Genomic DNA, 20,875 nt, shown 5'->3' with positions numbered 1-20,875 from the left:
CCGATTTCCTTGAGCCAGTCGGGATTCCGGTCCTCGGGCTCCCGGGGCGGGGCCGGGGTTCGTTCCTCGGTGGGGGTGGACACTTCGCCTCCTCGCGGTTCGTTCACCGCAAGTCTGCGCAACCGCACAGTTCAGGACAAGTGAAGATATCTACACCACGAATTAGCGGAGCTGTACGATCGCGGGCATGCTCGACACCCGCCGCATGGAGCTGCTCCGCACGGTCGTCCGCACCGGGTCGATCCGGGCCGCGGCCGACAACCTCGGCTACACGCCGTCCGCGATCAGCCAGCAGCTCGCCGTGCTCGAACGCGAGGCCGGCGTGGCGCTGCTGGCCAAGGAGGGCCGGGGCGTGGCGCCGACCGCGGCCGGACGCCTGGTCGCCGAACGCGCCGAGGCGATCTCGGCGATCCTGGCCGAGACCGGCAAGGACCTCGCCGCGCTGCAGGCGGGTCTGGTGGGGCGGTGGCGGATCCGCTTCTTCGCGACCGCCGGGGCGGCGATCGTGCCGCCCGCGGTCGCGGCGTTCCGCAGGGAGCACCCCGAGGTCCGCCTCGAACCGTGCGTCAGCCCCGATCCGCTGCGCGAGGTCGTCGACGACGACGCGGACATGGCGATCGTGGCCGTCTACGACGGGGAACTGGAGGTTCCGCCGGGGCTGACGGCCACGCACCTGCTCGACGACCCGTTGCGGGTCGTGCTGCCGAAGGGGCACCGGCTGGCCCGCTCCCGGGTCGTCGACCTGGCCGAGCTCGCCGACGAGGAGTGGATCGAGCTCCAGGGCTGCGCCGGGCAGCTGGCGCGGATCTGCGCGGCGGCGGGGTTCAGCCCGAAGATCGCGGTGCGCGCCGATGACTTCCTGACCGCGCAGGGTTTCGTCGCCGCCGGGCTCGGCGTGCGCCTGGCGCCCGCGCTCGGGCTGTCGACCGGAGCGGGCGCCGATGTCGTGGCGCGCAGGTTGCGCAGGCCGGAATCCATCCGGCGGCTCTACGTCGTCGTGCGCGAGCCGGTCGCCGATCACGCCGTGGCGCACCGGATGCTGGAACTGCTGCGCGACGCGGTCGGGGCGGGGTAGCCCGCCCCCGCAAACCCGTGAGCTCCGGTAGCCCGTCAGCCCAGCTCGTCGCGCCCGTGGACCTGCGCGGGCGGATGGGTGGCCTCGACCGCGGTGAACGTCGAGAGGATCTTGTACCGGTGCCGCGCGCCCTTGGGGATGACCCAGGAGTCGCCGCGTTCGAGCAGGACCGTCTGCCCCTCGCTGTGCAGCTCCGCGCGGCCGCTGATGACGTAGCCGACGGTCTCGTAGTCGCGGGCCGCCTCCGGCTTGTCGGCCTCCGGCGGTTCCTCCCGCCACAGCCGCATGCTCACGCCGACCCCTTCGGCCAGGTAGTACTGGCCCTGCGCGCCCTGCGGTGAATGCGCTCCGTCCACTTTGATGATGGTGGTGTCGCTCATCGTGGCCCCTCCTCGCGACGGAAGCCGGACGCACCCCATCGTCCCGCACCCGCACGGCGCTCGCCTGGCAGTCCGATGTGGATGATCAGGAGGTCAGGACCACCCACACCTGCCCGGGGGCGAAGGCCAGCGGCTCGCCCGACGGGGTGCGGTAGGTGGTTCCGACCTCGGCAGAGGGCCGGGACCAGGTCGCGTCGAACACCTGGCCGCCCCGCAGGACCTGCGCCTGGCCGCTGCCGATGGTCTCGGCGAACGGCGAGACGTTGCCCGCGGTGTCGCTGATGCTCGACTGCCCGATCCGCACCCGCTGGATCACCACGGTCGGCGGGCCGAGCCGCCCGGTGTCCACCGCGGTGTAGGGGTCGCCGTCCATCGACACCAGCCAGCGGCCTTCGGCGGCCGACCAGTCGAACGAGACCGCGGCCTCCGGGTACTGGACCTCCTGGTGCGTGGACGGCCGTCCGCCGGAGGGCGCGTCGCCGTAGGTCAGCTGCGCGGCGGGTGGCCAGGCGCCGCCCGGCGGCAGCTTTTCCGGTCGCAGGAACAGGTTGTGCGGGACCGGCCGGGAGTTGTCCCGGAAGAAGGCGGCCGGGAACCGGGAGTCGGAGGCGTCCTCGATCGGTGCCGCGTCGATGCGCGGCACCAGCTCGGGTGCGGCTCCGGAGTAGGCGAGCGTCGGTGCGCCGAACTGCGGCAGCACTTCGAGGTCCGTCTCCCGCGCGCTGCGCACCGGTCCGACCACCGGGGGCCGGTTCGCCCCGAAAATCGCGAGGATGCGGCTGTACCCGCCTTCCACCGGTTCGACGTAGAGCACGTCGGCGGCTGCCAGGCCGATCGGCGGACGAGCGTCGGGCACGTTGTCGATCTTGACCGCGAGCACCGGCGGGCCGGGGCGCGGTTGTTCGGAGACGGGAGCCGGAGGTGCCGGCGCCGGAGCGGGCGGGGGAGGACCCGCGCGTGGTGGTGGGAGGAGGGCCAGCACGATGACCACACCCAGCGCCACGAGCACGATCAGCGCTGCCGCCAGCAGCGCCGGAATGCTCCAACGCCGCATCGAGATCTCCTGGGCACGGCATGCGAACCGGTCTTCGAACGCCGTTGTGCGCTTCCGGCTGATGCGGAGCGAAGACCCGTTCCTGCCCGTCCAGGTTACGCCGGGGACGGGCCGAACCGCACCGGTACGGAAGTCGGTCCATAGACGCCGATCGGACTGCGCCAGCTGACCGGGCCTGCCAGGTTCGGCGTGCCGAGCGTGCTCGCGAGCGCGGGGAGCGCTTCGGCGATTTCCGCGCGGGCGGTCGCTGCGCCGAGGCAGTAGTGCGGTCCCGCGCCGAACGTGAGGTGGCCCGCGGGGCGGGTCGCGGTGATGTCGAAGGAGTCGCCGCCTTCGAAGACCCGCGGATCGTGGTGGGCCGGGTGCGAACCCAGCATGACGAACGTCCCGGCCGGGATGTGCAGTCCCTGGTAATCGAAATCCTGCAGGGCGAACCGGAACACCGCCGGTGCGGCCGGGGACCACCGCAGGATCTCGTCCACCGCGCGGTCGGCCGGCTCCGGATCGTCGCGCAGCGCCGACCACTGCTCGGGATGGGCGCACAGCGCGACCATCGCCAGGCCCAGCTGGTGGCGGGTGGTGTCGTGCCCGGCGAACACCAGGGAGACCACGAGGTTGCGCAGTTCCTCGGCGTCGAGCCGGTTCTCCTCCTGCTGCGCGGCGACCAGCGTCGAGAGCAGGTCGTCCTCGGGACGGGATCTCCGTTGCGCGATCAGGGAATCCACGTAGCCGTGCAGCTCGACCACCGCGCGCTCCACCCGCTCGTAGACGTCGGCGTTCGTCAGGGAGAACACCAGACCGATGTCGGTGCTCCAGCCGTGGAAGACGTCGTAGTCCTCCGGCGGCACGCCGAGCAGCCGGCTCATCACCGCCACCGGGAGCGGATCGGCGAACGCCTCGACGAAGTCGCACTCGCCGGACTCGGCGATCCGCTCGGCCAGCGCGGTGGCGGTCTCGCGCATGAAGGGGCGCAGTTCGTTGATCCTCCGCGGTGTGAACGCCTTCTGCACCACGCGGCGCAGCCGAACGTGGTCGTCTCCGTTGCGGTGCAGGATCAGCGGCACGAACCAGTCGTAGACCGGGCCCGAGGTGATGCCGTTGAGCTCCATGTAGCGGCGGCCGTCCTGGGCGAGGCGGCGGTCGTGCAGCAGCTCCCGCACTTCGGCGTAGCGGAGCACGATGATCCCGACCGGCGTCCGCGCGTACCAGCTTCGTTCGCGGGCCTCGGCGACCTCCGGGGAGTCGAAGGAGAAGTCGGGGTGGGTCAGGTCCAGGAACGGAACCTCCGGCATGGTCCCTCCTCAGCGCTGCCGACGAGATCCCATGGTCGCCGGATCCGGCCGCGACCGGACACCGCCACGTGGCTGGTCCGAGGGAGAACCACCTCATCCGGTGGGGAGAACCCCCGCGGGAAAGCGGGTTCCGGCCACCGGTTCCGGGGGCGGGCTCCATCGAAACCGCGTCCCCGGGAGCGGATCGTTTCCGGTGGAACCGCAGGGAAGGCAAGGCCATGAACGAGTTCGGACAAGACCGCATCGCAGCCGCCCACGAGGCGCTGTCCACCGCCGCGGCCCAGCCCCGGCCCGAAGGCGACCCGGTCGCCGTCCTGTCCGAGCTGTCCGCCGTCGCCGCGCTGCTCGGCGAGCTCGCCGGAGCCGAGCAGTCCGAACTCGCCGAGTGGGGCACCGTCGGACCGCACCTGGACCTGGCCCGGCAGCACGCCGAGGCGCTCGCCCGGTCGCTGCGCCACGCCAGCGGCACCCTGTCCTACAACCGGGAACTGCTCCCGGCCGCCTGAACACGGACTTTCGCCCTCGATTTCGCCCCGTCGCGCCGACCAGACTCGGCGGTGAGCGACGGGGGGCCGCGCACTCGATGAACCACGAGCGGAGCACCGCCGAGGCGGTGCGGCGAACCGACCGGCCGATCTTCGGCGTCTACTACGCCGGCCTGGTCGGCTATGCGGCGCTGTCCGTCGGGTGGCTGATGATCGGGGCGGTCGCGACGCTGGCCCGGTACTGGCCGGGGTTCCAGCAGGCGCTCGACGCCGCCTCCGACGCCGACAACCCGTGGCTGGAGTCGTGGTCCTACGGGTTCCTGGTGGCCGCGAAGCACAGCGAGCCGCTCGGCCAGGCGGTGCTGGACTACGGGCTGAGCGCGCTGAGCCTGGCCGTGGCGCTGGCGCTGCTGCTGTCGGCGCGGCAGAACTGGTCGATCCGGCTGCTGGCGCTCGCGCTGGTCGGGGCGGCGGGTGCGTTCAACCTCCAGGCGCACATGGCGATCCGCGTCGTGCAGGGCGCGTTCGACGTCGGCATCAGCTGGTGGCACCTGTTGCTGCTGCACGGTGTGGGCGGGGTGGCCTACGTCCTGGCACTGGTGCTGTTCCCGACCGGCCGGTGGGATCTGGGCGGCCGGACGCCGTGGCTGGCCAAGCTGGCGGTCGCGGTCAGCGTCGTCGGGGTGCTCGCCCTGCTGGCGGGGTCCACCACCGAGTACCCGCACACGGTCAGCTTCGTCGTGTTCTTCGGGGTGCTCGTGCCGGTCGTCGGACTGGTGGTCCAGCGGCACCGCGCCCGCCACGGGGAGACGCCGGAGGACCGGCGCCAGTCCCGGCTCCTGTTCTCCGCGCTGACGGTCGCGGTGAGCGTGGTCGTCATGCTCGGACTGCTCAGCGCGTGGCTGTGGTTGCTCGGCGCGCAGGTGCTGACGATGTTCGACCCCACCGCGCACGGGGTGGGCCGCGACTCCGGCGAGCCTGCCGCGGTGGTGTTCTGGCCGGTCCGGCTCATCTTCGCCGCGGTGCCCTTCGCGCTGATCATCGCCACCAGCCGCGCCCGGCCGTGGGACGTCGAGCGGCTGTTCAGCCGCGCGCTGGCCTCCGTGCTGCTGCTGGTGCTGATCGCCTGCGGCTGGATCGCGCTGACCGCCGGGCTGGAGGCGGTGTTCGGGTCGCTGGTGGCGGGCCTGACCTCGTTCGCGGTGACGCTCGTCGTGCTCGCGGTGGCGTTCCAGGCGATCCGGGAGCGCGCCGAACGGCTGGTCGACCGGCTGATCTACGGCAGCCGCCCGGCGCCCAACGCGGTGCTGTCCCAGGTGGCCGAGGTCTCCGGCGCCACCGACCACCCCGACCTGGGCGAGCTGGCCGAGGTCGTCGCCCACGGCCTGGGCGCGAGCTACTGCCGGCTGACCGTGCACCTGTCCGACCTCGGCGACCGCTGCTACCAGTGGCCTGCGGACCTGGCCGAACTGCCCGAGCACGTGACGCTCCCGGTGCACTACGGCGGCGAGGAGGTCGGGGCGGTGACCGTCGACCGGACCAGCGTCGCCAGCGTGCCCGGCGAACGCGCCCGGCTGGCCGACGACCTGGTGGGAGTCCTGGGCCCGGTGCTCTACAACAGCAGGCTCGGCATCGAGCTGGAGCACCAGCTGCGCACCGCGCTGGACCACGCCGAGGAGATCGCCGAGTCCCGGCGGCGGGCGACCGCGGACATGGACCACGAGCGGCGGACGCTGGAGCGGGACCTGCACGACGGCGCCCAGCACCACCTCGTGGCGCTGCGGATGACCGTCGGGCTGGTCGAGCACGAACTCTCCCGCGGCAGGCAGGCCACCGCCCGCGACCGGCTGGAGCAGGTCGTCGCGCAGGTCGACGGAACCCGCCGGGTGCTGGCCAACACCGCCGCGGGCGTCTTCCCGGTGCTGCTGGCCGAGCAGGGGCTGCTGCCCGCGCTGTCGGCGGAGCTGGGCGACGCGGGCAACGTCGTGCTCGACATCGACGAGGCCGTGCCGGGCAGGCGGTTCCCGCTGCCGGTGGAGACCGCCGTCTACTTCACCTGCCTGGAAGCGATCAACAACAGCTTCAAGCACGCGCCGCAGGCCACCGTCCGGATCGCCCTGCGCTGCGAGTACCGCGGGCTGGCCTTCGCGGTCAGCGACGACGGCCCCGGCTTCGACCTGGAACGGGCCCGGGGTGCCGGGCGCGGACTGCACAACCTCGCCGACCGGGCCAACGCGGTCGGCGGCAGCGTGGCGGTGCGGTCCGCCCCTGGGGAGGGCACGACCGTCGAGGGCTTCATCCCGTTGTGACGCCCGTTCGTCGCATCAGGCCCTCGCAGGTGCGCACGACGGTGAGGCTGAGCTCGCGGACCTCCCTGCTGGAGGCCGGGTTCTCGGCCCGCATCTGCCAGCGGGCGAGCTGGCGCGCGGCGGTCTGCTCGACGTCCCCCGCACCGGCGCCGGCGTCCAGCCCGAGCCGCAGGCGCGGGTCGGTGCCCGCCGCGCCGAGCAGTCGGCGCGCGGCCGAGATGTCCTCAGGGGACAGCTGAGGCGGTCGCCTGCGCAGCCCGTCCAGCACGTCGAGCTCGACGAACTCGTGCGCCCCGCTGCGGATCCGGTCCAGTTCGTAGGCCAGCGCGCCCAGCTGCGGATCGCCCGCAGCGGCCGAGCGCAGCAGGACGTCGACCTCGCGCAGCGCGGACCGGGCCTTGACCACCTCGGTCCGGTCGGCCAGCGGACCGGACAGCAGATCGCGCAGCGGTGGCAGCCCGCTGGCGCGCACCAGTTCCGCCGACAGCACCGCGCGGGAGCCGACCCCGTCCCGGACCAGATCGGTGGCCAGCCGGACCCCGAAGAGCCCGAACCGCCCGAGCAAGCCCGCCCGCTGCGCGGACCCGAGGTCGGGCAGCGGGACGCGGCCGGTGAACCGCTCGGCCGACCCCAGGAGGTCGTCGGTCTGCTCGCGGGGCAGCGCGCCGAGGCGTTCGAAGGCGTGGAACTCCGGTTCCCGCAGGGTCGCGCCGGAAGCGCCCAGCAGCGCCGCCACCGGCAGGACCTCCTGGCACGAGCGCCGGAACCGGGGGTCGCGGAAGTGCTGCTCGGCCGCCTGCCGCGCCCGTTGCAGCGCGTCCCGGCCGCAGCCGCCGAGCTCGTCGGCGTGGCAGAGCACGGCGACCGCGGCCGACCTGCGGTCGATCTGCGCCAGCAGGTCGGCGTCGGCGGCGTCGAACTCGCGGGCGAGGTAGACGACGATGTCGGCGATGCTGAGGTGGGTGGAGATCAGCTGCTTGAGGACCCGTTCGGCCACGGCGGTGTCCACCGAGTCGACCGGCGGCAGGTCGATCAGGCTGAGCCCGTGCAGCGCGGGGGAGCGCGAGCCGACCACGACGTGGTCGACCTGCTCGGGCTGCAGGCCGCCGAGGCCGGCGGTGGTGGTCAGGCCGCGCGGCTCGCCGTCGCGCGGGTGCAGGGTGACCGACGGCCGGTCGGCGCCGCGGTACCAGGTGGTGGCCAGGGTGCTGCCCGGATCCGCCAGCTCCTGTCCGGCGAGCGCGTTGACGAGGGTGGACTTGCCCGCGCCGGTGCGTCCGGCGACGGCCACCCGCGGCGGTTCGTCCAGGCGGCGCGCCAGATCCGACAGCACCGCCCCGGCCGGTGCGGTGCCGAAATGCGCCATCGCGGCGTCGAGCAGCGTGCGGACCCGGGCGCCGATGCCGGTCGGGGCGAGTTCGGGACGCGGCTCCACCGGTTCCTCGGCGACGGTCTCGGCGGGCGTCTCCGAGGGCTCCGGCACTGTCGGTTCGAGCCGGTCCGGCAGCCACGCCGTGACCGTGACGCCCGCGGTGGTCGCGCGGCAGCGCAGGCCGCCGCCGAGGGCGGCCAGCCGGTCCTCGTCGTCGGCGAGCGCGGTGTTCGGATCGGCGGCCAGCGGGCCGGTCTCCTCGATCCTGGCGGTCAGCCTGCCGCGCTCGTGTCCGATGTGGACCTTCAGCGGGACGGTCGAGGGCTCCCGGCCGAACAGCCGCATCGCCGCCGCGGCGGCGAAGTAGATGCCGGACTCGGTCTCCCAGTCGACCCGGTCGCCGAAGTGGCCGGTGAGCAGGACCGGCCGGGGCAGGTCGCTGGCCAGCTCCTCCAGCGCGGCCCTGGGGCCCTCGTCGCGCAGCACGCCGGGGTAGACGCCGCGCACCACGGCGCGGAACCGCTCGATGACCTCGTCCAGCCGGGGCCGCAGCCGGGCCAGCACCGGCTGGGCGGCGGTGGGATCGGTGTCGACCAGCTGCTTGAGCTGGTCGAGCTCGGTGCGGATCTCGGCAAGGCTGCCCGCGGTGACCGCGGTGATCTCGGTGACCAGCCGCCTGCGCTCGACGTCACGGGCGTGCACCAGCCGCTGCTTGGACTCGCTCAGCTCGGTGCCGAGCTCCTCGGCCTGCTGGACCCGCGCTCGCAGTTCGGTGTTCAGCGCGACGCTGCGCAGCAGCAGCCCAGCGCCTCCGGCGATGTTGTGCATGAACCGCAGGTCGCGCTCGGTGACCGGGCCGGGTTTGCCGATGGCCAGCGCACCGCGCCGCAGGTGCGCGTCGATGACGGGCACGGCGTGGTCGACGCCCGGCAGCGCCCGGAGGGCGTCGAGATCGGCCACGGCGTGGGTCGACCCGGCCCAGCGCGACGGCCACGACGCCGCGCTGACCAGGCGTTCGCCCGCGGTCAGCCACAGCGAGGCGTGCGCGGCCCCGGTGCCCTCGGCGAGCATGCGCGCCAGCGTCGGCAGGGCCTGCTCCAGCGAACCGACCGCGGACACCTCGCCCGCGACCGCCGGGAGCCCTTCGGGTGGCGCGGCCCTTGACCGCGCCATCCTGGCGGCGAGGCGCTGCACCGGGCCGAACCCGGCGGTACACAGCGCGGCAGCGACGAACGCAAGTGCGATCACCGCCTGCCCGGACAACCCCAGCAGCACGCCCGCGCCCATCACCGAACCGAAGGCCACCGCCACGTAGGTCGCCGACAGCAGCCGGGGGATCGACATCAGACCGGCATCACCATTTCCGGCACAGGGGAAAGCCACGTTGGCCCGGGGAGACCAGGCCCGCGCTCTCCCACCGACCCAGCCACGCTAGGACGCGCCCCGGCGGCCGAATAGGGACCAATGCCCCGTAACGGCCTGATTTCCCTCAGGTTTCCGTTCTGTGTCCGCCCCGCAAGGGAAAACCGACCTCATCGGGTGGTCCGACGTGGGTGGTCCACAGTGGATCTCTGCGTCGGGCGCCGGCTCTGCCTTGCGGGTTCTCAGGCGTCCTTTGGCGAGGACAGTCCCGTCCACTTGCATGGGGCTCCGAAGCGGCAGGACCGCTTCGGCAGTGGATCTGTGCGTCGGGCGCCGGCTCTGCCTTGCGGGTTCTCAGGCGTCCTTTGGCGAGGACAGTCCCGTTAGCTTGCATGGGGCTCCGAAGCGGCAGGACCGCTTCGGCTAGCTCTCGATCCAGCGGGCGCGCAGGTAGGTCAGGACCGCGAGCACCCGGCGGTGGTGGCCGGTGTCGTCCGGAGGGATGCCGAGCTTGGACAGGATGCTGGCCACGTGCTTCTCGACCGCCTTGGGGCTGATGTAGAGCTGGCCCGCGATGCCGGGGTTGGAGCGGCCCTCGGCCATCAGCTTGAGCACCTCCTCCTCCCGTTCGCTCAGCTCGGCCAGCGCCTTCTCCTCCCGCCCGCGCGGGCGCTCCACCAGGCGCTTGGCCAGCACCGGCTCGATGACGATCTCGCCCGCGTTGATCCGCTCCAGGGTGTCGCCCAGCACGTCGACGCTGGCGATCTTCTCCTTGAGCCGGTAGCCGATCCGCTCGGTCCCGATGTCGAGCACCCGCATCAGGTAGTGCGTTTCGGCGTAGTGCGAGAGCAGCAGCAGCCCCAGGCCCGGGTGCGTGGCGCGCAGACGCTCGGCGGTCACCAGCCCGCCCTCGGGCTCCGGCGGCATCCGGATGTCGAGCACCGCCACGTCGGCGGGTTCGTGGTCGAGCTCCGCGATCAGCTCGTCGCCCCCGCCCACGCAGGCCACGACCTCGTGGCCGGTCGCCCCGAGCAGCATCACCAGCCCCTCCCGGAACAGGGCGCCGTCCTCGGCGATGGCTACTCGCATGGGATCCTCACCGTGATCTCGTCTTGCCCAGTGCCGGACTGCCCAGTGGCGTTCTGCCCAGCGCCATCTTGCCCAGCGCCGTCGCGCTCGGCGGCCATGGTCAGCAGCAGCGACCGCTCGCTGTCGTCGACCGTGATGGCCAGCGCGGAAGCCCCGTCGACCAGCGCGGGCAGGTGCTCGGCCACCTCGAAGTAGGCCGCTGCCTCCACGGCGGCGGGGAAGCGGCGGCGCGGCGCGCGTACCGTCACCGGCAGTCCGACGCGCTCGGCCAGCGCCTGCAGGGCGACGCCGAGCCCCGCCGAGGCCAGCACCGGAGGGTAGATCTGGCTGGCCACGTCGCGCAGTTCCTGGAGCACGGCGTGCAGTTCGTCCTGAGCGCCGATGAGGCACTCGTGCACCGCCTGCTCGTGCTCGGTGCGATGACGGCACACGCCCAGCCGCAGCGACAACGCGGCCAGGCGCAGTGCGGGTCCGTCGTGCAGCTGTCGTTCCAGCCGCCGACGGTGCGCCCAGCCGTTGTCGCCGAACTCGGCAACGGCACCCGGTTCGGTGCTGTTCTCGAACCGCTCGGTCATCGCGATCGACCCTTCTCCGGTCCCGCGCTCAGCCTCCACCGCCGGGGCGCACGGGGGAAGGGGGCGGACCCCAACCAGGGGGTAGGGCTGTCCCCAGAGCCGGGCCATTTGCCCTATGGGGTTGGCGCCGTTCGGAGTTACGTTAGGTGGGCCGAAGAGATCCGTGCTCATCCCAACGGGGGACACGATGAGGTACAGCCTCGGGGTGGATCTCGGTACGACCTTCACCGCTGTAGCCGTGGACCGCACCGACCGGGTCGAGATGCTGACGCTCGGTGACAGGACGGTGGTCGCCCCGGCGGTGGTGTTCGCCCGCGACGACGGACTGGTCGTCACCGGGGACGCGGCGGCCAGGAGAGCGGTCAGCGACCCCTACCGGATCGGCCGCGAGTTCAAGCGCAGGCTGGGCGACCCCACGCCGCTGATGCTGGGCGGCACCCCGTACTCCGCGGTGGCGCTGCTGGGCTATCTGCTGCGCGACGCGCTGGACAAGGTCACCGAGACCGAGGGCGAGCCGCCCGGTCACGTCGTGCTGACCCATCCGGCGAACTGGGGCCCGTACCGGCGGGAGCTGTTCGACGAGGTTCCCCGGCTCGGCGGGCTCGACGCGGCACGCACGGTCACCGAACCCGAGGCCGCCGCGGCCTACTACGCGGCCAAGCGGCAGCTCGCCGACGGCGAGGTGGTCGCCGTCTACGACCTCGGGGGCGGCACCTTCGACGCGACCGTGGTGCGCAAGCTCCCGGACGGGATCGCGATCCTCGGCAACCCCGAGGGCATCGAACGGCTCGGCGGGGTCGACTTCGACGAGGCCGTCCTCACCCACGTCGACCACGAGCTGGCCGGAGCCATCAGCGAGCTCGACCCCCAGGATCCGCAGGCGGCCACCGCGCTGCGCAGGCTGCGGCAGGACTGCATCGAGGCCAAGGAAGCGCTCTCGGTCGACACCGAGACCACGATCCCGGTGTTCCTGCCGAACCGGCACTGCTCGGTGAAGCTGACCCGCGCGCAGTTCGAGGACATGATCCGGGCACCGATCGGGTCGACCATCGAGGCGCTGCGCCGCGCCCTGCGGTCGGCGCAGGTCGAGCCCGCGGACCTGGCGACGGTGCTGCTGGTCGGCGGCTCCTCGCGGATCCCGCTGGTCGCCGAGATGGTCTCGGCGAGCCTCGGGCGCCCGACCGCCGTCGACGCGCACCCGAAGTACGCGGTGGCGCTGGGTGCTGCCGCGCTGGCCGCGGTCCAGAGCTCGGGCAGCGGCGCGGCGTTGACGGACGCGCGAGTGCTCACGGCGGCGACGGGCAACGGTGACCGCGGCGGGAACGGACAGGCCGGACCGCCACCTCCGCCTCCGGAACCGCCAGAGGAGCGCGGGGCGGAGGAAGAGGAAGAGCCGCCACCCCCGCGTACTCCCCGGCGGCGCGACATGGTGCTGCTCGGCGGTGCGGTGGCCGGTGTCCTGGTCGTGCTGCTCGCGTTGGGGCTGGGCGGCAGCGGTGGCTACAACCAGTCCGAGGAGCACGTGCACGAGCCGCCCCGGGCGCAGGCTCCGGTGGTTCCCGCACCCGTCGTCCCCGCGCCGGACGTGCAGGCGCGCAACGTGGCCGCGAGCGTCCCGAACCCCACCGTCGAGAACTCGGTGGGCGTGGCCGCGCCGCGCGGCATAGCGACCACCGCCGACGGCCGGTACGCGTTCGTCACCAGCCGCAACGCCAGCAAGGTGTCGGTGATCGACACCGCGTCGGGCGCGGTGCTGACCTCGCTGTTCATGAAGATCCCGCCGCAGTTCGTCACGATCACCCCGGACGGCCGCCACGCCTACGTCAGCGCCTACCCGCCGACCGGGCCGGAGAACGTGGTGTCGGTGATCGACATCGCGACGATGACCGTGGTGGCCGAGGTCCCGGTCGGCAAGCACCCCTACACGCTGGTCGCGACCTCCGACGGCCGCGAGGTCTGGGTGCCCGACCACGACTCGGCGGAGATCTCGATCCTGGCGACCGACACGAACCGGGTGGTCGCGACCATCACCGTGCCGCGCAACCCGCACTCGATCGCCTTCACCCCGGACGGGCGCACCGCCTACGTGGCCAACCACGAGTCCAGCCTGGTCACGGCGATCGACACGGCGACCCGGGCGGTGCAGGACACGGTTCCGGTGCCGACGAGCCCGCACAGCGTCGCGATGTCGCCGGACGGCAGGCGGGTGGTGGTCGCCAGCTACGACGCGGGCCAGGTCTCGCAGATCGACACCACGACCAACACGCTGGTCGGCAGCACACCGGTCGGGCCGAAGCCCTCGAGCGTGGCCTTCGCGCCGGACGGCAAGCACGCCTACGTGGTCAACGAAGGATCGAACGACGTCTCGGTGGTCGACGTCGGGAGCAACCGCGTCGTCGGGACCGTGCCCGTCGGGTCCGCGCCGGTGTCGGTGGCAGTGACCCCGGACGGTCGCCGCGCCTACGTCACCAACGTCAACTCGAACTCGGTCTCGGTGCTCACGACCGCCCGATGACCTTCCCCACCTGCGATGATCTTGGTCGGAGTGAGTTGGGTCTCATCTCCTGCCGCGAAGTTGCTCTTGTCGCCCGTTCGGGTGAGAGAGTGCCCCCGGCAGACAGATCCGGCCGGAACAACTGGTGGTGACTGAGGTGCGCTTGTCGTCGTTGGCGCGATTCCGCCTGCGCGAGCGGGGCCGGGACCGGCCCGTGACTCCGCACAGGGTGACGCCCCCGCGGATCATCGGCTACGCCGTGGTCGCGTTCGCCAGCGTGCTGGCCGTCGGTGCGGCCGGTCCGGGGCTCAGCCAGTCCGAACCGGAGTACTCCGCCGCGTCCTACCCCGAGCCGGGTGTGCCGTTCCAGGCCGAGGCCCTGGTTCCGTCGCCGCCGCGGCAGACCCCCGGTGCCGGGCCGCAGCTGCCGGTCGTGAGCCCGTCCGAGGTTCCGTCGACGACCTCCCGTCCAACGCCGACCAGGACGTCCGAAGCCGCGAAGCGGACCTCGTCGGCGAAGCCGGAGGTCCCGGCGACGACCTCGCGGCCGAGCGAGACGACGCAGCCCGCCGAGTCGACCAGGCCGAGCGAGCCGGTGCCGCCCACCGAGACCGCCCCGCCGACCGGATCGAACCCGCCGAGCGAGACCGCCCCGCCCACCGAGACCGCGCCGCCGAGCGAATCGGAGCCGCCGAGCGAGCCGCCGCCGTCCTCGGAGGAGCCGGAGCCGACTCGGCCCGGCCTGCTGCCCGCGGTCGGGGGAGCGGTCCGGGACCTCCTCGGCAGCTGACCCGGAGTTCTCGAAGAAGAGGCGGTGCTCGCGCTGCGGGGACCGCCTCTTCTTCGTCCTTGTTTCTGTACCTACTGGTATGTACGATCTTGGCGTGTCCACCAGGGAGCGGTTGATCGAGAGCACCCAGGACCTGCTGTGGGAGCGCGGCTACGCCGGCACCAGCCCGAAGGCGATCCAGCAGCGGTCCGGGGCGGGCCAGGGCAGCATGTACCACCACTTCGGCGGGAAGTCCGACCTCGCGCTGGCCGCGATGAACAAGACCGCCGAGCAGCTGCGCGCCGAGATCTCGGGCCACCTGGACGGGCCGGGCACCGCGATCGAGCGGATCTCGGCCTACCTGCACCGCGAACGCGACGTGCTGCGCGGCTGCCGGATCGGCCGGCTGGCGCAGGACCCCGGCGTCGTCGAGAGCGCACGGCTGCGGCAGCCGCTGGACGAGACCTTCGACTGGCTTCGGCGCAGGCTCGCCGAGGTCGTGTCCGAAGGTCAGGCCGAGGGCGAGCTGGCCGCCGACCTGGATCCCGAGGACACCGCCGCGGCGATCGTGGCGGTGCTGCAGGGCGGTTACGTGATCGCCCGCGCGGCCGGCTCGGCCGAGCCGTTCGGCCGGGCCGTCGACGGCGCGCTCCGGCTGCTCGCCGCGAGCGCCCGGTGACCGCCAGCACCCCGTAACCGCCAGCACCCTGTAACCGCGAGCACCCCGTGACGCAGCACGAGATCTCCGACCGAAGGAAGTGACCCATGCCGTTCGTCCGGATCGACGTCCTGTCCGAGCGCAACGCCGACCGGCTGCCCGCACTGGGCGACGCCGTCCACGAGGCGCTGGTCGAAACCATCGGCATCCCCGGCGACGACCTCTTCCAGCTCCTCAACGCGCACGAGAGCGGACGGTTGCGCTACGACCCGCAGTACCTGGGCGTGCGGCGCGACGACGACATCGTGTTCGTCAGCATCACCATGGGGCGCGGTCGCACCGACGATCAGAAAACCGCGCTGTACAAGCGAATCACCGAGCTGGTCCAGGAGCGGACCGGGGTGGAGCCGCGCAACGTGCTGATCAACGTCACCGAGAACGGCTTCGCCGACTGGTCGTTCGGCGAGGGCGAAGCCCAGCGGCTGCTGGCAGGCCGCGCGTGAACGTCATCGAGCCCGTCGATCCGGTGACCGGCGAGCACGTGATCCGGGAAGGCAGGTGAGACGGCGTTGCCGGAGAACGAACGCTTCGCGGTCCTGACCGGCGGACCCGGCTCGGGCAAGAGCACGCTGATCGACCAGCTGGAGTCGATGGGGTTCGCCCGCTCCGAGGAGGCGGGCCGGGGCATCATCCGGGATCAGGCGGCGATCGGCGGGGCGGCGCTGCCCTGGCACGACCGGCAGCTGTTCGCCGAGCTGATGCTCAGCTGGGAGCTGCGCTCCTACCGGCTCGCCGAAGCGGCCACCTCGACGGTGCTGTTCGACCGGGGAGTTCCCGACGTCATCGGCTACCTCCGCGTCGAGGGCCTGCCCGTGCCGGAGCACGTGCACCGCGCGGCGCGCGAGTTCCGCTACCGGACCCAGGTCTTCGTCGCCCCGCCCTGGCCGGAGATCTACGTGCGGGACGAGGAGCGCAAGCAGTCCCCGGAAGTGGCCGAACGCACCTACGAAGCGATGGTCGACGCGTACACCGAGTGCGGCTACGAGCTTGTGGAGCTTCCACGCGTGTCGGTGCGGGAGCGCGCCGAGTTCGTCGTGGACTTGTTGTCGTAGCCCGCGGTGTCGATCCGGGATGCGCGAAGATGGTCAGCTGATCCCCTGGAGAAAGGATGATCGTGCTGGCCGAGGTCGCGCGCTGGTTCGCCGAACGCACCTGGCAGACGCCCGCCTGGGATCCGGCGGAGCTGGCCGGGCTCAAGCGCGGGCGCCGCGTCAGCGTCGTGCTGCCCGCGCTGAACGAGCAGCGCGCGGTCGCCGGTGTGGTCTCGGCCGTCCTGCCCTTCACCGCGCCGGAGTCCGGTCCGCTGGTGGACGAGGTCGTCGTGATGGACTCCGGTTCCGACGACGACACCGTCCGGGTCGCCAGGCAGGCGGGCGCGAGGGTCGTGCGGCGCCACGAAGTGCTGGCCGACCACCCGCCCCGGCCGGGCAAGGGCGAGGTGCTGTGGCGGTCGCTGGCGGCCACCTCGGGCGACCTGCTGGTCTTCCTGGACGCCGACCTCCGGGAGTTCGACGCCGGATTCGTCCCCGCCCTGCTCGGTCCGCTGCTGGAACAGGACCTGGTGCTGGTCAAGGGCTTCTACGAGCGCCCGGCCGATGGTGACTCGGGGCAGGGCGGCGGCCGGGTCACCGAGATCCTCGCCCGCCCGCTGCTGGCCGCGCTGCGTCCGCAGCTGTCCGGGATCGTGCAGCCGCTGGGCGGGGAGTACGCGGCCCGCCGCGACTTCCTCGAATCGGTGCCGTTCGCGCCCGGCTACGGCGTCGAGATCGGCCTCCTGCTCGACGCCCACTCCACCGCCGGGCTCCCCGCGATCGGCCAGGTGAACCTGGGCGTCCGCAGGCACCGGCACCGCGACCTGCTGGAACTGGGCGTCATGTCCCGCCAGGTCCTCGCCGCGGCGCTGAGCCGGTGCGGCGGCCGGTCCCCGGACAGCGACCGCTACTGCCAGTTCCGGCAGCTCGCGGCCGGCTGGTTCCCCGACGTCACCGACGTGCTGCTGGCCGACCGCCCGCCGCTGCGCGAGTCCATTGTGGAGGCTTCGAGGTGACGCCCTGGCTCGCCGCGCTCACGAAGCGTTAGGCTGTGCTGGGCCGTTTTCGGTTAGGGGGACAGCGGATGGCGGAGCCGGGCAATCGGTTCGACGGCACAGCGCGGTTCGTCGTGCAGGCCGGGGCGATCCACGGCGACGTCCACGTGCACGAGCCTGCGCGCAGCGTGCCGGTCCCGTTCCACGTTCCGCCGCCGTCGCACCACTACACCAACAACGAGCGGCAACTCCAGGAGATCACCGACGCGGTCCGGGCGAGAAGCGCCGGACCGGCCTTCGTCGTCCTGCAGGGCCCGCCCGGCGGCGGCAAGAGCGACACCGTCTACCAGTGGCTCGCCGAGCACGGCGAGGACTACCCGGACGGCCAGTTCTACGTCTCGCTCGCGGGCGACGGCGCGGGAGCCGAAACCGCCGCACTGCGCCAGTTCCTGGTCGCCGTCGGTTACCGCCCGGAGGAGCTGCCCGAACATCCGCACGCCCTGTCCGGCTGGTTCCGCTCGTGGAGCGAGGGCAAGCGGGTGGCCGTGGTGATCGACGACGCGCTCACCCCCGCGCAGGTGCGAGCGCTCCAGCCGGGCCGGGGCCCGTCCGTGGTGCTGGTGACCGAGGCGGGCAGGCTGAGCGGGCTGCGGGCGGCCGTGGACGCCGAGTTCGTGGAGCTCGACCCGATGTCGGAGGAGTCCGCCCGCCTGCTGCTGGGCCGGATCCTCGGCCCGAAGGACGATCGTCTCGACCGGGAGCCGGAGCGGACCGGGGAACTGGTCGGGCTCTGCGAGGGGCACACGCTGGTGCTCAGCGTCGTCGGCGCGCTGCTCGCCGAGTACCGGCAGTGGCCGGTCGCGCGGCTGGTGCGGAAGCTCTCCGACGAGGCCCGGCAGCTCAGGACGCTGTCCGAGCTGGAACCGAAGGTGCGGGCCGGGCTCAACACCGCGGTCGACCGGCTCGACGACGAAGCACGGCAGTGCTACCTCGCGTTCGGGCAGCACCCCGGGCCCGGCGATGTCGGTCCGGACGCGCTGGTCGCGGTGCTCGGGGAAGACGAGGACGACGTCGAGGACGCGCTCGGAAGGTTGCTGTCGGCCAGGCTGATCAGGAAGTCCGGGGACCGCTACCTGGCCTTCCGGCAGGTCCGCGCGCACGCGCGCGGACTCGGTGGCGGGGAGCGGTTCCGGGAGGGGTTCGAGGACTTCTACCTGCACCACGCCATCGCGGCCGGGCACGCCGTGATGCCGGGGCGCGGCTGGCTGGAGGAGTTCTGGCCGGACCTGCGCATCGCGCCCATGCCGCGCGAGGAAGCGGAGAACTGGCTCGACGCCGAGCGCGGGACGCTTCGCGCGCTGGCCGAGCGGTTCCACTCCGAGGGCAGGGAGGAAATCTGCCAGCTCGCGGTCGCGCTCTGGTCCCTGCACGAACCGCGCAAGCACATCGGGGACATGGACGAGGTCAACGAGTGGGCGGCGGAGGTCGCTCGGTCCCGCGGGCTGCTCCAGGTCGAAGGGCTCGCGCTCGTGCAGCGGGGATTCGCCTTCCGGCACCGGGGGGAGTGGGACAAGGCGGTCGAGGTGTTCCGGCGGGCGCGGGAAATCGCCGCCCCCGGGTCCGAACTCGCCGCGACGGCGGTGGAGTCGCTCGGCTTGGCCCTGCGGGAGGACGGACGCCACGCCGACGCCTTGTCGCTGCTGCGGGAAAACCTCGCGATGGCCGAAAGCTTCGGGAAGGCGCGAAGGCTGGCGCTGGCGCGGATGCACCTGGGTTCGGTGGCGCCGGTGGACGAAGCTGTCGAGCTGGAGACCGCGGCGATGCGGGCGTTCGCACCGGTCGACTCCGACCGGGCCAACGAGCTCAAGGCCCGCACCTGGCGCGGGAAGCGGCTGACCGAGCGCGGCGATTTCGACGCCGCGGCAACGGATCTCCAGCTGGCGCTGGAAGGGATGCGCGAGCTGGACCGCCACGTCGACGTCGCGATCGCCCTCGATGCGCTGGGCGATCTCGCGCTCGCGACCGGCGCGCCCGAGCAGGCGGGCCAGTGCTTCACCGGAGGAATCGCGATCTGCCGCTCGCGGGGGTTCAACGAGCTGGGGGAGCGGATGCGGGCGAAGCTCCCGCGATCCGGGCAGTGACCTCGCGTCGTCCCAGCCGCAACGACACCTCGTCCGGAATGTCCTCAATGGGCAACCCGGTGCGCAGCCAGGCGTGCAGGGTCGCGGCGTAGACCGGACCGAGGTCCTCCGGGCCGGAGAAGTGCACGACGGGCAGGCCGAGACCGGTCACCGCCCAGCCGCCTGCTGAACGGACCGCGGCCAGCAGGCAGCCCGGAAGCTCGGTGAGGGTGGCGTCGGCCCAGTGGCGCGGATCGTCGTGCACGCCGTCGTGGATCACGATCTCGGCGAGTTCCAGCCAGCGCCGGTGCGGGGTTGCCGTGCTGGTGACCAGGATCGAGTCCGCAGGCAGCAGCGCGGGGTCCGACAACGCCGAAGCGGGATGCCGGACCACGACGGCCGTCGCGCCGTCGAAGCCGACGCTGACGAGCTGGCTCGGCGAGGAAGCCGACTCCACCTCCGGGACGGGAACAGCGGCCGGTTCAGCGGGTTCCGGCGGTTCCGGCAGGTCCATGCGGGAGTAGATCTCCGCGCGCAGCAACCGGGCCGCCCGGCCGGGTTCGGAGGTCGCGAGGTCGGTGATCGTCCGGTAGCGGTCCGGGTGGTGGTCGCGGATCACCTCGTCCACCTGGCCCGCGAGGCCACCGGGACGCAGACGCGGTGCGGACGCGAGCAGCTGGGCGATCGGGGAACCGGGATCGACGGCGTTCTCCGGCCACGAAGCCAGAAGCACCGGCGTGCCGTTCGCCGCGGAGTAGAAGGTGACGCTGCCGTGATCGCCCACGGTCAGGTCGGCGGCGACCAGCGCGGCGCGCCACCCTTCCTCCGGAGGCAGGACGACCACGCCCGCGCGCGTGCACTCGGCCAGCCACCGGCGGACCTGCCACGGGCTGTGGCCGTCCCAGACGTTGGGGTGCAGCGCGAGCACGATCCGGTACTCGTCGATCGGGAGTTCCTTGGCCAGCCGCAGGACAAGCGACGCGTCCCGGCCGAACAGCGACGCCGGGCCCCAGGTGGACGACACCACAAGCACGCGGTGCTCGGGCCGGGCGCCGAGCGCGTGGCGGTAGGTCTCGCGGAGGGGCCGGCTGGCGGTGATCCGGTCAAGGCAGGGATCTCCGGCGACGAGCACCGCGTCCACCGCTTCCGGGCAGGAAACCCGCAGCCGTTCCCGCTGTTCGACGTGCGACAGGACCGCGACCGAGGGGACGAGCCTGCCTCCGTGCATGAGCCAGTCCGGGGAAAGCCCGAAGACCGGTTTCCGGTTTCCGGTTTCCGGTTTCCGGTTTCCGGTTTCCGGTTTCCGGTTTCCGGTTTCCGGTTTCCGGTTTCCGGTTTCCGGTTTCCGGTTTCCGGTTTCGAGGAATTTATTGTATCCCATTCCGTGCGGCACGATGATCAACGGAGCGCCGACCTCGTGCAGCGGACCGCCGTGACTGGCCGAGACCGCGAGGTCGAAAGGTCTCCGCGCCGCCTCGTCCCACGGGATCGGCGTGATGCCCCGCGCGGCGAGGAACTCGTCGGTGCCGTTGGTGAAGGCGCTGGATCCGATGCAGGTGAACACCGTCTGCACCCGGACGTCCTCGCTCCACAGTGGAAGGATGTCGAGCAGCCGGGTGGCCGCGGTGACGTTGTGCACGACCACCAGGACCCGCCGCTGCGGGGACACCGTGCGCCACCGCAGGCCCTCGTCGTCGACGAGCAGCTTCACCCAGGCTTCGGCAGACACGGTGATCATCCTACGTCCGGGCCCGC

The 20,875-nt window shown here is 72.5% G+C and carries 17 protein-coding genes; 10 read left to right on the top strand and 7 right to left on the bottom strand.

Annotated elements, in window-relative coordinates:
• Positions 1 to 187: 187 nt before the first annotated feature.
• A complete protein-coding gene (locus ABD691_RS16660) occupies positions 188 to 1,075 on the top strand; it encodes a LysR family transcriptional regulator (protein WP_344680653.1) in 888 nt (295 codons plus the stop codon).
• Positions 1,076 to 1,110: 35 nt separating this feature from the next.
• Here ABD691_RS16660 and ABD691_RS16655 read toward each other — a convergent pair whose 3' ends face one another.
• The 3 genes from ABD691_RS16655 to ABD691_RS16645 form a co-directional block, all read right to left on the bottom strand.
• Positions 1,111 to 1,455 (bottom strand): cupin domain-containing protein, encoded by a 345-nt coding sequence (locus ABD691_RS16655; protein ID WP_344680652.1) that lies wholly within the window; start codon positions 1,453 to 1,455, stop codon positions 1,111 to 1,113.
• An 85-nt stretch (positions 1,456 to 1,540) separates the two neighbouring features.
• Entirely contained in the window at positions 1,541 to 2,509 is a 969-nt protein-coding gene (locus tag ABD691_RS16650) for a DUF3048 domain-containing protein (protein ID WP_344680651.1), read from the bottom strand.
• Between the two features lie 95 nt (positions 2,510 to 2,604).
• The gene (locus ABD691_RS16645) at positions 2,605 to 3,801 is read right to left on the bottom strand and encodes a cytochrome P450 (RefSeq protein ID WP_344680650.1); all 1,197 of its coding nucleotides are present in this window, start codon (positions 3,799 to 3,801) and stop codon (positions 2,605 to 2,607) included.
• 218 nt (positions 3,802 to 4,019) lie between these two features.
• Here ABD691_RS16645 and ABD691_RS16640 point away from each other — a divergent pair, with 218 nt between their 5' ends.
• Positions 4,020 to 4,307 (top strand): hypothetical protein, encoded by a 288-nt coding sequence (locus tag ABD691_RS16640; RefSeq protein WP_344680649.1) that lies wholly within the window; start codon positions 4,020 to 4,022, stop codon positions 4,305 to 4,307.
• Positions 4,308 to 4,384: 77 nt separating this feature from the next.
• Positions 4,385 to 6,595 (top strand): sensor histidine kinase, encoded by a 2,211-nt coding sequence (locus ABD691_RS16635; RefSeq protein ID WP_344680647.1) that lies wholly within the window; start codon positions 4,385 to 4,387, stop codon positions 6,593 to 6,595.
• On the opposite strand, the gene ABD691_RS16630 is transcribed toward ABD691_RS16635, so the two are convergent.
• The 3 genes from ABD691_RS16630 to ABD691_RS16620 all read right to left on the bottom strand — a co-directional run bounded on the left by ABD691_RS16630 (position 6,582) and on the right by ABD691_RS16620 (position 10,993).
• The gene (locus tag ABD691_RS16630) at positions 6,582 to 9,311 is read right to left on the bottom strand and encodes a GTPase (RefSeq protein ID WP_344680645.1); all 2,730 of its coding nucleotides are present in this window, start codon (positions 9,309 to 9,311) and stop codon (positions 6,582 to 6,584) included. The two genes, ABD691_RS16635 and ABD691_RS16630, sit on opposite strands and share 14 nt — an antisense overlap.
• 441 nt (positions 9,312 to 9,752) lie before the next feature.
• Positions 9,753 to 10,418: a LuxR C-terminal-related transcriptional regulator gene (locus ABD691_RS16625; RefSeq protein ID WP_344680643.1), complete on the bottom strand. Its 666-nt coding sequence runs from the start codon at positions 10,416 to 10,418 to the stop codon at positions 9,753 to 9,755.
• Entirely contained in the window at positions 10,409 to 10,993 is a 585-nt protein-coding gene (locus ABD691_RS16620) for a histidine kinase (protein ID WP_344680641.1), read from the bottom strand. Before ABD691_RS16620 ends, ABD691_RS16625 begins: the two co-directional genes overlap by 10 nt.
• Before the next feature lie 187 nt (positions 10,994 to 11,180).
• Between ABD691_RS16620 and ABD691_RS16615 the strand changes: the two genes are divergently transcribed.
• The 7 genes from ABD691_RS16615 (at position 11,181) to ABD691_RS16585 (ending at position 19,141) form a co-directional block, all read left to right on the top strand.
• A complete protein-coding gene (locus tag ABD691_RS16615) occupies positions 11,181 to 13,508 on the top strand; it encodes an Hsp70 family protein (protein WP_344680639.1) in 2,328 nt (775 codons plus the stop codon).
• 193 nt (positions 13,509 to 13,701) lie between these two features.
• Positions 13,702 to 14,277 carry a hypothetical protein gene (locus tag ABD691_RS16610; RefSeq protein ID WP_344680638.1) on the top strand — a complete coding sequence of 192 codons (576 nt, stop codon included), beginning with the start codon at positions 13,702 to 13,704 and terminating at the stop codon, positions 14,275 to 14,277.
• 94 nt (positions 14,278 to 14,371) lie between these two features.
• On the top strand, positions 14,372 to 14,935 hold the full coding sequence (locus ABD691_RS16605) for a TetR/AcrR family transcriptional regulator (protein ID WP_344680636.1): 564 nt from the start codon (positions 14,372 to 14,374) through the stop codon (positions 14,933 to 14,935).
• Between the two features lie 86 nt (positions 14,936 to 15,021).
• Positions 15,022 to 15,417: a tautomerase family protein gene (locus ABD691_RS16600; RefSeq protein WP_344680634.1), complete on the top strand. Its 396-nt coding sequence runs from the start codon at positions 15,022 to 15,024 to the stop codon at positions 15,415 to 15,417.
• 66 nt (positions 15,418 to 15,483) lie between these two features.
• Entirely contained in the window at positions 15,484 to 16,026 is a 543-nt protein-coding gene (locus ABD691_RS16595; RefSeq protein WP_344680633.1) for an AAA family ATPase, read from the top strand.
• A 56-nt stretch (positions 16,027 to 16,082) separates the two neighbouring features.
• Complete coding sequence (locus tag ABD691_RS16590; protein WP_344680632.1) at positions 16,083 to 17,021, top strand: glucosyl-3-phosphoglycerate synthase; 939 nt, start codon at positions 16,083 to 16,085, stop codon at positions 17,019 to 17,021.
• 68 nt (positions 17,022 to 17,089) lie between these two features.
• Positions 17,090 to 19,141 carry a tetratricopeptide repeat protein gene (locus tag ABD691_RS16585; protein ID WP_344680631.1) on the top strand — a complete coding sequence of 684 codons (2,052 nt, stop codon included), beginning with the start codon at positions 17,090 to 17,092 and terminating at the stop codon, positions 19,139 to 19,141.
• On the opposite strand, the gene ABD691_RS16580 is transcribed toward ABD691_RS16585, so the two are convergent.
• Positions 19,089 to 20,849 carry a hypothetical protein gene (locus ABD691_RS16580; RefSeq protein ID WP_344680630.1) on the bottom strand — a complete coding sequence of 587 codons (1,761 nt, stop codon included), beginning with the start codon at positions 20,847 to 20,849 and terminating at the stop codon, positions 19,089 to 19,091. The genes ABD691_RS16585 and ABD691_RS16580 overlap by 53 nt on opposite strands.
• Between the last annotated feature and the right edge of the window lie 26 nt (positions 20,850 to 20,875).

The sequence above is a fragment of the Saccharopolyspora taberi genome (assembly GCF_039534165.1).
Lineage (GTDB): Bacteria > Actinomycetota > Actinomycetes > Mycobacteriales > Pseudonocardiaceae > Saccharopolyspora_D > Saccharopolyspora_D taberi.
The sequence above is the reverse complement of the archived record's forward strand: the minus strand, read 5'-3'. Positions and strand labels throughout refer to the sequence as shown.